Origin of the sequence: Dyadobacter subterraneus (genome assembly GCF_015221875.1) — a bacterium.
In the GTDB taxonomy this organism is placed as follows: Bacteria; Bacteroidota; Bacteroidia; order Cytophagales; family Spirosomataceae; genus Dyadobacter; species Dyadobacter subterraneus.
Window position 1 is genome coordinate 3,992,806 of sequence record NZ_JACYGY010000001.1, and the last position, 13,056, is coordinate 4,005,861.

Consider the following 13,056-nt stretch of genomic DNA (forward strand, 5'->3'; position numbering starts at 1 on the left):
CCTGTTCCTCACTACGCACACACTATAGGATCAGTTTTTCATTTTCCGAAAAACTTAAAACCTTATTTAACCATCATAACGTTGAGCATTAATTATGTCTTTATACCTACCTCTTAAATTTAATTACAAGCTAAACCCTTGTGCTACTAGCCTTATGAAATATCAAAAATCTGTTCTTTTAAAAGTAGCGTATATTAATATTATGTTTACAGTCAATTTAAATCCGTGGAAAGTAGCCTGTAATCCAAAAAACTTAGTTCTACTACACAAAAGCTCCCTTACTGATATGAGTCCTTTTAATTGTTAATATAAATTCTGTAATAAAAATACGCGTATTGAATTATGGAACTAAAACAATTTCGACCAGTTTTACGATTATTCGACCAATGCGGTAAAATTTCAGACGAACCGATGAATCATGGACTATGAGTACGATTTTACAATGTTTTATCATAGATGACGAGCCTGGTGCTCGCGAAGTCATCAGAAAATTTGTTGCACGTGTGCCCTTTTTAGAAGTAGTCGGTGAATTTGGAAATGCGGTGGATGCCCTTTTCCAGATGCAGCGGCTTAAACCTGATTTGATATTCCTTGATGTGGAAATGCCGGAAATGAACGGTTTTGAATTCATCCGCTCATTGAAAGGAAATATGCGCCCAAAAATATTAATGTTTTCAGCATACTCCGATTACGCATTGGAAGGTTTTGAACACGAAGTGACTGACTATCTGCTCAAACCGGTATCTTTTGAAAGATTTATACGAGCCATTAACCGGGTTACGGAGTTATTGGCACTCAAAACGGACAATACAGAAATACGACAACCGGATCTTTCTGCAAACATGCCTTTGAAGCTGCCGTCACCAACCAAAAGAGAACAAAATGGCAGTGATTTTCTGTTGATTAAGGAAGATAAAAAGCTTGTCAGGGTTATTCCGGAAGAAATTCTTCTTATTGAGGCGATGAAAGATTACATCAAAATCTTTCTCCCCGGCAAAACGATCGTCACCCTGAATACCATGACTAAAATGGAAACCATGCTTCCGGAAAACCGTTTTATACGGGTTAACCGTTCTAATATTATAAGGATCAACGCCATTGAAGAAATAGATGGAAATCAGATTACAACCATAGATGGCAAAAAAGTAGACATTGGTGTCACTTACAGAGAAGTTGTGCTTGAAGCTTTAAAAAAAGCAGCTGAAAATAAATAAAATCCGGATGAAAAATAAAATCAGTTTGCAGGCTATATTCGATAATAAAAAAGCCGGGATCATTATTTTTCATCTTTGTTTATGCATTCTTACCTGGATTATCAGTAAATATTTTTCGGTAGGGCCATTCACAAGAGATAATTTATTCATTACGAATATCTTATGCACAATTTTCTTCTTTCAAACCTTATTTATTTACTACTGTTTCAGCCTTTTTATTTTCCCCAGATATCTTTACAAGAAGAAGGTCATTCCATTCATACTGAGCTTTTTAGTTATTTTTCTTCTGGTTTACTGGTGTAATTATTTTTCAATCCGTCAGCTTCTTCCATATAGTAATGGCTATGCATCTGGCAAATATCAGGATGTATGGATACAGAAGGTTTACGGCTTGTTTTTAATACAAGCCGGATGGTTTGGTTGTTTTACAATGCCGAAAGTGGCTTCCTGGAATTTCTGGTACAGCTTTGAGGTCCCTACTATTTACCTGAGTATCAAATATTTCAGGGATACGATTGAGTTTCAAAGAAATAATATGATGCTCAAAAACAATAACCTGGCTTTGGAAAGAGATAATCTGGCATTAGAACTTGGCTTTTTAAAATCTCAAATTAATCCGCACTTTTTGTTTAATACCCTCAACAGTATTTATAACCGGACTTTGGATGTGGATGATCAGGCTTCGGACCTGGTTCTTAAACTGTCCGGTTTAATGCGTTATAGTTTGTATGGCGTCAATGAAGACAGAGTACCTTTAATTGAAGAAATTGAATACATCGAAAATTACCTGGATCTTGAAAAATACCGTCATTCTTCCGATCTTGTTAAAATTTCGATGGATACTGAGGGCATTACCGAAAGACACAAAATTGCTCCCCTGCTTTTGATTTCTCTTGTTGAAAATGCATTTAAGCATGGAGTCAATTTAAGTATCAAATCATCTTACGTCCACATTTCAGTACTTGTGGAAAACGACACGCTGTACTTTACTGTACAAAACAGTCTTCCTGAAAACAGTAAGACACCTATTGTGATTACCCCTTCTAAAAAATCCGGCGGTATAGGTCTTTCCAATACCCGTAAACGCCTCAGCATGCTGTACCCTGACGTACATGAGCTCACTTTTCAAAAAACTGAACTGGAATACGAGGTAACCCTTCAAATATTTCTTAATGCAGACTGATAGTATTTTACCGACCAATAAATTTTATCGGTAATAGTTTGCCGCTTATCGAAAAACGCCTCCCATTACGTCTAAATAATTAAAAATGGCTGGAGAGAAACACTAGCTTCGTTTCATCATTCAGTCACAAAGAAGGCTGTATGATTTTAAATATTAATTTATACTTTAAAATCTTACATACCCATGCAATCAAAATCCACAACTTCCGCATCTGTTAGCAAACGTCTTGTTCTTAAAAAAGAGAGAATCACTTCACTAAGTGCAAAGAACAGCGCCCAGCAATCAAAAGATAACACAGGCATGACCTCATTCTTACTGTGAACGCGGTAAACTGGTCGAACACCATTGAATCCAGTTTTCAAATAACTCCAAAGCCGGTGTACAGATGTATTCTTATCAAAAAGTGGTGGCTTGCCGATAGCTTTCTGGAAAGTTTCATACGCCGTACGAGTTGCCTTGAACTTACCTGGTCTGGTGCATATTCGGCAGAGGCATTGAGCACGCTGCAGACAGGATCTTATGACCTTGTTTTTGCAAGTTTGCCTTCACCTGAAATGACGGTTCCTGAAAGTATTTTATCGGAACTCCGTAAACAACAGGCGCTTATCATTTCAGCTTCATATCCGGAATATCTTTTTTCAGGATATGGATTGGATCCGTTATACTTTTTGAAAGAACCATTCCCCCCTGCGAATCTTCAAAGGGCTTTGGAAAAATTCAGAGACATTGCTTTTTGTCGTAAAAGCGCCTGAATATAAAAATCGGGCAGTGGCAATAAGTGAAAATTGTTTTAGATTGTTATCTTGCAACAGTTAGATCCTATTTTTTGACATATAATTCACCAGTGCCGTCACCTCATGCTTTCTCACTTTGGCCTGTTCATGCTTCGGCGACCACTTATTGCCGTTGATCAGCTTGAGAAATTTCATCAGGAACTTTTAATCAATAAAAGTTCTGATATACTTAGGGAATGGTACTCTGGAAACACTGGAGCTCAGGAAGCAATTTATCTTGCATCAGGTGTTTTGTATGAAAGGTTTATCAAATGGCTGACGGGTGAAAAAGTCTCAGAAACTGATAAACTTGAAATTACACTCTACAAATATCTGGTGAGGATGAGTACGCGTTGTACTCCCTACGGTTTTTTTGCACTGGCTTCGACCGGCATTATCAGTGCTGAAACTGACATGCGCATTTCTGAACAGGATGTGCTGATCAAGCATACACGCCTGGATATGGAATGCCTGATCGCTATTAAAGAATGGCTGATCAGACAACAAAGTGTGCGTATGCAGCTTACCTTATCAGTAAACAGCTCGCTTTATGCAGCTGGTGAGGATTTTAGATATATTGAGCAAGTTGTCGACAAGGAACGCAGAAGCTATTTTGTCAGCTCCTTGGAAGGCGATGAATATTTACGATTGATTTTAGACCGCGCCCGGAATGGTGTGAAAATTCCCGAGCTTATAGCCTTGCTGCAAAGCCACACGATTGAAGCTGTGGAAGCTTATGATTTTATCGACGAATTAATCGAAAATAGGATACTGGTAACCGAGCTCGAACCGAATGTAACCGGTGCCGGCTATCTGGATACGATGATTGAGAAAATTTCTCATTTGGATCATACTTATCTGCTCACAGGACATCTCAATGCTTTGCTGCAACTTCTTAACCAGCAAGACAATAGAGTCCGGATGTACCAGGCACTTCAGGAAAAGCTCGACTTTCTTGGCATTCCTACAATTAAAAAAGATCTTGTACATGTGGATACCGTTGCACTCAGCACGGTGAATCATTTGTCGGATAAAACAATATCGACGATAACAAGACAGCTTTCCCGTTTATTTGTTTTAAACAGACCAAAAAAAAACCGGGATATTGAGGAGTTCAAAAAAAGATTTCAGGATCGGTATCAGCAGCAGGAAGCAGTACTTACAACCGTGCTGGATCATCAAACCGGCATAGGTTATGGCCTTCAAAGTACGCTTGGAGCCAGCTACACGCCAATGATCGAAGAACTTTCTTTTCCAAAAAACCAGAAAAAACAGACAGCAGAATATCCCGAATGGTGGCAAAATCTGCTCATTGATAAATACACGCTTTTTTTAAAAAACCAGTTATCCGAAATCGAACTTACCGATGCTGACCTAAGTGCTCTTGAAGATTTTAAAAAAGAAGAAAAGGTAAAATCTTCATCGCTGCCTTACAGCTTTTATACACTGGGAAATCTATTGGCAGAATCTGTCGAAGCTGTCGACCAGGGGGATTTTATGTTTAATCTTTTAACGTGCAGCGGCCCCTCTGCCGTCAATATTCTAAGTCGTTTTCATGATGCAGACCCTGCGTTGAGTAAGCAGCTTTTGCAATGCGCCCAATTGGAGGAGCAAAACAGTCCGGATGTGATTTTTGCAGAAATTGTTCACTGCCCCGACTCAGGAGCTGGCAATATTATGACACGTCCTGTCCTGCATCGCTATGAAATTCCTTACATGGGAAAATCTTCTGTGGACGAAGATTTTCAGATTCCTATTGAGGATTTGATGATTTCAATCGTGAATGAGAAAATTATCCTCCGTTCCAAAAGGTTAAATAAACGCATTATCCCGCGGCTGTCCAATGCACATAATTTCACGAAAGGACTTCCGATTTACAAGTTTTTGTGTGAACTACAATTGCAGGATTCAGAGCTCAATATGCAATGGGACTGGGCAATTTTTGGCAATCAACGGCACCTTCCCCGTGTAAAATATAAAAACATTATTCTCAGCAGACAAAGCTGGCTGCTGGAGGAACATGTTTTTAATTCTTCGCACCCGAATCATGTTGCAGACAAGCTTGCTGCTATGGGCTTGCCGACGCAGTTTGTTATTACCTCGGGTGATAATGAACTTTTGATTGACACACGCATTCATCTTTCTTTGCAGATTTTGATGCAGGAAGTAACTAAGCAAAAGGAAATACGCGTTTTTGAAACGTTATTTTCAACAGATAATAGCTTTTTACGTAAGGATGATTTCCGGTTTGCAAACGAAATCGTTATTCCTCTTTGTAATCCGCAGGCAGCCCCTTTAAAGGGAATACAAAATAAAATTCCAAAGACAATTCCCCAGCGAAGTTTTTCTGTTGGCAGCGATTGGCTGTATTTCAAGATTTATTGTGAAGAAAAATCTTCTGACAAACTGCTGCTTTTACTTCATCCATTCATCAACAAATTGGTACAAAAAAAAGTTATTACACAATTTTTCTTTGTCCGTTACCAGGATCCAGATTATCATTTAAGACTTCGTTTCCGGGGAGTAGCTCCGGAAGGCTTTTATCATCAGGTGATTGATGGTGTAAAAGAAATGCTCGAAAAGTACGTCCAAAACGGTCTTGTTTATAAAATACAGCTTGGTACTTACGAACGGGAACTGGAACGATATAGCTATGAAGGCATAGAAATCTGCGAGAATTTATTTCATCTGGATAGCATGGATTTTTTAGAATCCATTTCATCCTTTGAAGATATCCCTGATGAAATCGCCCGGTTTGAACTTTCAATCCGGAGAATTAATATGCTGTTAAGCAACTCCGGACTGGATCTCTCCTCATGTGCTGATCTCATGGAAAATCTTAAAGAGAATTTTTTCAATGAATTTGAAGGTAATTCTACGCTGCGTAAACAACTGGGCATGCATTATCGCAATTTCAAAGAAATCATAGATCAGGTATTTGAATCCGGTGCAACCGATTTGAATCAGGAAATCAAAGGCGGCCTGGCCGAACTTTCCGATATCCTACCAGGTCGTACAGAATATTTTTCCATACTCAGCAGCCTGATTCACATGAGTGTAAACCGCACCTTTAATACAAAACAGCGTGCTTACGAGCTGATTATATACCATTGTCTTGCCAAGCATTACGATTCTCTGAATGCCCGGCAATCCAAAGTCAAAGCTTAATGTGACGACATAACCTTGTCAGCATTAAAAAGTGTGATCGTAAAAGTTGTGCCTACCTCAGGCTCGCTTATAAGATTAATAGTTCCTCCCATGGCCTCAATCTGGCTTTTTGTAATAAACAGTCCAATACCCTGAGCGTCCTGATTGCCATGAAAAGTTCTGTAAAGTCCAAATACTTTATCACCGTATTTTTTCAAATCAATTCCCCTGCCATTATCCCTGATACAGATTTCAACAAAACTTCCTGTCGTTCTGGCCAATACATCAATGTGAAGAGGCCTATTGGCGGCTCTGTATTTAATAGCGTTAGATAAAAGATTGATCAGAATACTTTCCAGATAAGAAGCTGTACCGGTAACATTGATGTCTTTGCTAATTTCCAGACTTACCATGGTACCACTTTCAAGAATAAAAGCGCTGAGATTTGCCATGCACTGTTCAACAAATTTCAAAACATTTAAACTAGCAGCATTTTTCTCGCTTGAATAATTCACCGATACGATATCTTTCAAATTCCCGATCGTTGAAAGCAGATTATTTGTAGCCTTTTCAAGCATAGGATAGTATTCATTATCTGCGGCTTGCGGAAACTCGTTGCGAAGCAATTCCAGCAGCATGCTGATATTGCCGGCGTTAGAACGAAGATTATGTGAAACGATATTGGCAAAATCCAGAAGTCTTCTGTTTTGGTGTTGGGCCATATCCAGAAGTGACTTGACATTTGTCTCAGCCTCTTTAAGTTGTGACATATCAAAGAAAACGAAAAGATATCCTTTGGGTATTCCAAGATAATCCCTGACGGTTGTGACGGTGACACTCGCCGAAAACTCCGAGGCATCTTTTCTTATAAATGTCCATTCACGAGTGTCAAAATTTGAGCTGTCTACACTGCCGACAAGCAGCTCAAAACCTTTTGGAACAGCGTTTAAATTTTCAGAAACCACTCTTTCAAGAAGCTGTTGTTCAGAATAAAAAATTTCAGGCGTTTTCTTTCCTACAAGTTCGTTTTCGCTGTATCCCAAAAGATTTTCCGCGCCGACATTAAATATCTCTATTGTCCCGTTAAGGTGAGTTTCAATAATTCCAACCTGAGTACTGGCATCTAAAATCGCTTTCAAACGATCATTGGTTTTCTGCAAACGCAGTTCAAGAAGTTTTCTCTCCGTAATATTATTTATTTGTGATATAAAATGCAGCGGTTCTCCTCGGTCGCTTCGAACCATAGAAACGGAAAGTAGAACCCAAACGATACTTCCATTTTTGTGGAGATACCGTTTCTCCATATTATAATTCTTTATCCTGCCATCCAAAAGCTCCTTCACCAACCCAAGATCCTCATCCAGATCATCCTCGTAAGTAATGTCCTGAAACGTCAGTTTTAATAGTTCATCCTGACTATAACCCAATAATTCACAAAGACTTTTATTAACCCTCAGCCACTTCCCGGCAAGACTTAGCAATGCCATGCCATTGGCTGCATGTTCAAAAGTCTGCCGGAACTGCTCTTCCTGAAGAGCTAAGTCGGCAATTATTTTATTTTTTTGATCAATATCCTGAACAAGGCCAGAAATTCTTATGCATTTGTTGTTTTCATAGAAAGGTACTCCGATAAGTCTTACCCATTTCAAATTCCCCAGGTGTGTCAGGATCTGAAATTCCAGATCAAAAGTTTTGGCTTTTTTTTTAGCCTTATTGATAGCAGTGACAATCTGCAAAGCATTTCCTGCGCGGGAATAAAACTTTTTCAAATCATGAAATCCAGGATTGTAACCTGACGGGGCCTGATGGATTTTGCCTGTTACAACACTCCAGCTTACTTTCATCAACCGCAAATCAAGTTCCCAGGAACCGATTAAAGCCGCCTGTTTGGTAATCTGTAAAAGCTCTTTATATTGTGCAAGCAAAAGTTCGCTTCTTTTCCGGCCCGAAATATCCTGATGTGAACACATCATCCGTTCAGGTTTACCTTCACTATTCCGGCTGACTATCTTTCCCTTATCCAAAACCCAAACCCAGTGACCCGATTTGTGTCGAAGCCTGACTTCCGTTTGATAAAGGCTGGTTTTCCCGTTTAAATGATCATCCAATGCAGCCACGGATGAAATCAAATCATCGGGATAAATCAGTTTTTGCCAACGATCTTTCACTACGGGCATCAATTCTTCCAGCCGGTAACCAAGTATCGCGGCCCAGTGCTCATTGTAAATCACTTCATTGGTTTGAATATTCCATTCCCACGTGCCAAGTTCGGATGCCTTAATTATATTCTCTAATCTGCTAATTCGCTCATGTAAATTTTCTGCCATATCTATAACGTTGTGCCTGGGTTGGGCTTCAAATATAAAAATTTCTGATTCTCTTATCACGCAGATGCGCTCAATTAAAATCTACTAACTGTTTTATACTATTTGAAGCCGAAATTTATTCAGAAAATAAAGGTTAAAATGTGTTCACATCCATTATTGCAAAGATGCCAGCATTCCATTTCTTCAAATCAAATTATTGCTCACATGCATCTTCGTGGCATTTTTCTGTAAGTAAACATGTGCATTTTCAGTTTTTAATTCAATTTTCCAAGAATGATTGTTAAGCTATTTCTTTTTTTATAGATTTAAAATAGCCGCAGCAAAATACCGTGAGTTAACTCATTGGTTATTAAACCAGTTAATAAAAATTTGAAGATGCCACATCCAGGCTTCTGTACGGTACTCCTATAACTAATTACTAAACTCAACCACCAATGACGAAAATCAATTTCCGCCTTTTGCTGCTGATTCCGTTTCTCACTTTTGCCGGGGCAAATGCCCAGGTCAAACAGCCTGACTGGAAGGCAATTGAACAGGAGACAATGCTGCATTTTCAAACACTGCTCAGGATAAATACGAGTGATCCGGGCGGAACAGAGGCACCGGCTGTGGCCTACATGAAATCTGTATTGGAGAAAGAAGGTATCAAAGTTCAGACTTTTTCACTTGACCCAAACCGCCCGAATTTGGTAGCACGTATAAGCGGGAGCGGCAAAAAACGCCCGGTTCTGATAATGGCACACACCGATGTTGTCAGTATTGATTCAACCAAATGGACCTATCCTGCTTTTTCTGCCACCCGAAAAGATGGATATGTGTACGGACGCGGCGCTGTGGACGACAAAGATAATGTTGCCACGGGCCTTATGCTCATGCTTACTTTGAAACGGTTGAATATTCCGCTGGATCGCGATGTAATCTTTTTGGCAGAATCCGGAGAGGAAGGAAATGTAAAGTTTGGCATCGATTATATGGTTAAAGAGCACTGGCCGGAAATTGAAGCCGAGTATTGTTTTGCAGAAGGCGGCGGAGTGACCCGTACTGGTGGAAAAATACAATACGCAGCAGTGGCGACAACAGAAAAAGTACCGCGTGGCGTAAAACTTGTTGCCAGAGGAATTTCCGGACACGGTTCTGTTCCTTTACGCAGTAATGCCATTGTGCATTTGTCACAGGCTATTGTAAATGTGGCGGCATGGCAAACACCTATGCGTCTGAATGAAACAACCCAGGCTTTTTTTCAAAGACTTGCAGAAATCAGCTCACCGGAACAAGCTGCACGATACAAGTCAATATTAAGTGGAAAAGACACCGAGACGGCACAGGAATATCTGGCGGTGAACGAACCGCGTTATTACTCAACGCTGCGCACTTCTATATCGCCCAATATTTTTAAAGGTGGTTACCGCAGCAATGTTATTCCTTCCGAGGCAGAAGCTTCGCTGGATATTCGTGCGCTGCCGGATGAAGATATGCCCAAGTTGCTCGATGCCATGCGACAGGTAATAAATGATCCGCAGGTGGAGATTATCAGCAGCAGCGCTGCCTCACGTCCGGGATCAAAACCAAGCAGCCTGACCACTGAGGCATTTAAAATCGTTGAAGCTGCCGTAAAAAGCACATACAATACCATAACCCTTCCAACAATGCTTACCGGTGCAACCGACATGTCTTTTCTCCGTGCAAAAGGCATTGCATGCTACGGAATCGGCCCGATGATGGATAGTGAAGATGGTCCAAAAGGTTTCGGTGCCCACAGTGACCAGGAAAGAATCCTTGAAGAATCACTGCATAAATTTTTAAGATTTCAGTGGGAGGTTATTTCCAATCTGGCGTCGGCAAAAAAATAAACGTTATACAAAGATCATTTTCAGATTTTCAGCCTTTATTTATCCTTCATTTATCATTCCCTCTATGGTTGATAAATGAAGGTATTTTTATGTATTTCTTAATATCAACCCCTATTATGCCAGTTCTTTTAAAATGGTTTCACAGCTTTTAATCTCAATCTTACCTTTTGTTGGCGTCAAATTGCTCCATACCCAATTATAATGTTTAGTAATTTGCTCACCACTTAAATGCGGTTTGTCTGCTGTTGTATGCGCGTCATCTACAATCAGCACGTTGAAGTCTTTTGTCAGGGCTGATTGTACACTTGAATCCACACAAAATTCCGTTGCAGCACCCGTAATAATCAAATTTGTAATATTCACCGCTTTTAAACCTGTTTCAAGATCTGTGTTATAAAATACGTCATTAGCCGTTTTTTCCAGCAAAATATCTGTTTTCTCAACGATTAAATCTGGCAATAATTCCCAATCAGTAGTCATTGGAACATATTCGTTCTGGGTACTTCCGTTATGCTGTACCAAAATCACAGGGATTCCTTTTTTCCGGGATAAATCTGTGATCGCATTAATTCTTTCCAGCACTCCCACCGTATCATAACAAGGAAATTCAGGACTAAATGAGGCGTTTTGCATATCAATAACCAACAAACAAGTTTGCGTGTTATTGGCATCTGTAATTGGAATCATCTTACAACTGGTTTTCCCGAATTCTCTTATCCGGCAGATTCAACAATATCCTTTAACATTTTTAAAACCGGGTTTTCTTCTCCTTGCGGCGCTTCCTGAACGGCACCAGGCCTGTTATCTTCCTGTAAAATTTCAAGTTTTACCTGCCCGTTTTCATCTGTCAAAATGTAATGCATGATGAAATAATTTTCGGGTTTGTCTTCCAGCCCCGGACGAGGCGCAAAAAGACTGTACTTTATCAATTCCTTAGGGCGAATTTCTAATATTACTCCCCATTGTTCGAACAGTTTTCCATCCCAGGCAACGCTAAATCTTATAGTGCTGCCAACTTCCCATGTAGTAACTAATTCACTCCCATATTGCCATAATTTGACAAGTTCAGGTTTTGTAAGCGCATCCCAGACTTTTGAAACGGAAGCATTTAAGAAAATAGTAGAAAGATTTTTAGCCATGCTGATATATAGATTGAAAAGTCCGTGTTTTTCGCATTCATCAAATATAAACAAAGCGTTGACAATAGTTGAATACGATGTATTGAACAGGAATAAATCTTCAAACCAGAAGATATCTGTCCTACGGAATTCAGGTCATTTCAAAAATCTTCGCTATCAAATTTTTTATTACCGAAATAGAAATAATTCGTTACTTTTTTCATCCATCCCCGTCTAACGCCAGGTTCATTTAAATCCAAATTATCCATCTGTAAAGAAATTCTTATAAAAAAAAGTGAATAAGAATGTCAGTCTTCCGAAAACCGGAATACTGATCTTCAAGGTTAAAGTCTTTTGCGAATCAATACACTTTACATCAACAGAAAAAAATACACAGCGCCGACTTTTCGGCTCTGTCTAAAAACTAAAACTTCAAGGCTAGCCTGTTACATTTTGAAAGTATGTCTGAAAAACCGTTTAAAGAAGAATCCCGTGATCAAAATTATACCGATGAAGACTTGGTAAAACTATATGTTCAAACCCAAAACAATAGTTATTTTGAAAAATTATATGAAAGAAATGTCTGTTTTTTGTAAAAGATTCCGCGAAAGCAGAAGATTTGACGCATGATATTTTTTTCAAATTAATTCTGAGACTCAGCACTTTCAGGGAAGATGCCAAGTTTTCAACCTGGCTTTATTCCATTACTTACAACCATTGCATGGACCAACTCCGGTCTAATAAAAGAAGTCAGGAAACAGTATATGATGAATCGGTTGAAATTCCGGATGACACTACTTTAAATAATCTGTTTGATCATGACGATGTTGAAGCCCGCAAATTTCAGCACACCATGGACCAGCTTACAGTGGATGAAAAAGGGCTTTTATTGATGAAATATGCTGATGAGCTAAGTATACGCGACATTGCCGAGATACTCAAAGTGACGGAAAGTTCGGTGAAAATGCGATTGTTAAGAACAAAAGAAAAATTCAGGAACAAGTATATGGAAACGGTTTTCTTCCTGGGAATTTTACTGGTTAAGGTAATAGAATTATTAAGATATTTTTTTGTCAGGTAACTATTTTCAATCTGAACAAGACAAATAAGCAAAATCTGGATTGCAGCTGACCTATATAATTTTTTCTATTTAAATATTAAAAAAATTGTGACTTTTTCTGAATAGAAGCGTCATATATTCAAAAAACGATTAAATAGTTACCACTTGTTTTTCAGACTAAAAGGCATTAACATTTCATCAGCAAACTATAATCATAAGCTCGCTTTACTGGCAATTATAACACGCATACAATCAACATAAAAATTAAAATCAAATCCCAAACACATACACTTAAAGTTGTTATCACCTGATTACTTGGCAGTATCAAAAATGTGGATTAAACTTTCAATCTCCCGGCAATTTCCCCGGGAGATTTGCTTTTAT

9 protein-coding genes are annotated in these 13,056 nt (G+C 39.0%); 6 read left to right on the top strand and 3 right to left on the bottom strand.

Annotation, left to right across the window (positions count from 1 at the left end):
• Positions 1-425: 425 nt before the first annotated feature.
• The 4 genes from IEE83_RS16595 to IEE83_RS16615 all read left to right on the top strand — a co-directional run bounded on the left by IEE83_RS16595 (position 426) and on the right by IEE83_RS16615 (position 6,338).
• Positions 426-1,214 carry a LytR/AlgR family response regulator transcription factor gene (locus IEE83_RS16595; RefSeq protein WP_194121651.1) on the top strand — a complete coding sequence of 263 codons (789 nt, stop codon included), beginning with the start codon at positions 426-428 and terminating at the stop codon, positions 1,212-1,214.
• 7 nt (positions 1,215-1,221) lie between these two features.
• Positions 1,222-2,397, top strand: coding sequence for a sensor histidine kinase (locus tag IEE83_RS16600; protein ID WP_194121652.1), 1,176 nt, complete (start codon positions 1,222-1,224; stop codon positions 2,395-2,397).
• A gap of 377 nt (positions 2,398-2,774) precedes the next feature.
• Positions 2,775-3,149 (top strand): response regulator, encoded by a 375-nt coding sequence (locus IEE83_RS16610; protein ID WP_194121654.1) that lies wholly within the window; start codon positions 2,775-2,777, stop codon positions 3,147-3,149.
• 105 nt (positions 3,150-3,254) lie between these two features.
• The gene (locus tag IEE83_RS16615) at positions 3,255-6,338 is read left to right on the top strand and encodes a lantibiotic dehydratase (protein WP_228101840.1); all 3,084 of its coding nucleotides are present in this window, start codon (positions 3,255-3,257) and stop codon (positions 6,336-6,338) included.
• On the opposite strand, the gene IEE83_RS16620 is transcribed toward IEE83_RS16615, so the two are convergent.
• Positions 6,335-8,644, bottom strand: a complete 2,310-nt coding sequence (locus IEE83_RS16620) for a PAS domain S-box protein (protein WP_194121656.1) — start codon at positions 8,642-8,644, stop codon at positions 6,335-6,337. The two genes, IEE83_RS16615 and IEE83_RS16620, sit on opposite strands and share 4 nt — an antisense overlap.
• Before the next feature lie 434 nt (positions 8,645-9,078).
• On the opposite strand from IEE83_RS16620, the gene IEE83_RS16625 reads away from it, so the two are divergent.
• Positions 9,079-10,494, top strand: a complete 1,416-nt coding sequence (locus IEE83_RS16625) for a M20/M25/M40 family metallo-hydrolase (protein ID WP_194121657.1) — start codon at positions 9,079-9,081, stop codon at positions 10,492-10,494.
• Between the two features lie 114 nt (positions 10,495-10,608).
• On the opposite strand, the gene IEE83_RS16630 is transcribed toward IEE83_RS16625, so the two are convergent.
• Together IEE83_RS16630 and IEE83_RS16635 are read right to left on the bottom strand one after the other, a co-directional pair.
• Positions 10,609-11,181, bottom strand: coding sequence for an isochorismatase family protein (locus tag IEE83_RS16630; RefSeq protein ID WP_194121658.1), 573 nt, complete (start codon positions 11,179-11,181; stop codon positions 10,609-10,611).
• Between the two features lie 26 nt (positions 11,182-11,207).
• The gene (locus tag IEE83_RS16635; RefSeq protein ID WP_194121659.1) at positions 11,208-11,633 is read right to left on the bottom strand and encodes an SRPBCC family protein; all 426 of its coding nucleotides are present in this window, start codon (positions 11,631-11,633) and stop codon (positions 11,208-11,210) included.
• Positions 11,634-12,231: 598 nt separating this feature from the next.
• On the opposite strand from IEE83_RS16635, the gene IEE83_RS16640 reads away from it, so the two are divergent.
• Complete coding sequence (locus tag IEE83_RS16640; protein ID WP_229251488.1) at positions 12,232-12,693, top strand: RNA polymerase sigma factor; 462 nt, start codon at positions 12,232-12,234, stop codon at positions 12,691-12,693.
• Positions 12,694-13,056 lie beyond the last annotated feature (363 nt).

What these genes read in the sequence shown, in the direction of transcription:
- IEE83_RS16635 (WP_194121659.1), bottom strand. Translation starts at nt 11,633, where the DNA reads ATGGCTAAAAATCTTTCTACTATTTTCTTAAATGCTTCCGTTTCAAAA.
- IEE83_RS16600 (WP_194121652.1), top strand. Translation starts at nt 1,222, where the DNA reads ATGAAAAATAAAATCAGTTTGCAGGCTATATTCGATAATAAAAAAGCC.
- IEE83_RS16630 (WP_194121658.1), bottom strand. Translation starts at nt 11,181, where the DNA reads ATGATTCCAATTACAGATGCCAATAACACGCAAACTTGTTTGTTGGTT.
- IEE83_RS16615 (WP_228101840.1), top strand. Translation starts at nt 3,255, where the DNA reads ATGCTTTCTCACTTTGGCCTGTTCATGCTTCGGCGACCACTTATTGCC.
- IEE83_RS16625 (WP_194121657.1), top strand. Translation starts at nt 9,079, where the DNA reads ATGACGAAAATCAATTTCCGCCTTTTGCTGCTGATTCCGTTTCTCACT.
- IEE83_RS16595 (WP_194121651.1), top strand. Translation starts at nt 426, where the DNA reads ATGAGTACGATTTTACAATGTTTTATCATAGATGACGAGCCTGGTGCT.
- IEE83_RS16620 (WP_194121656.1), bottom strand. Translation starts at nt 8,644, where the DNA reads ATGGCAGAAAATTTACATGAGCGAATTAGCAGATTAGAGAATATAATT.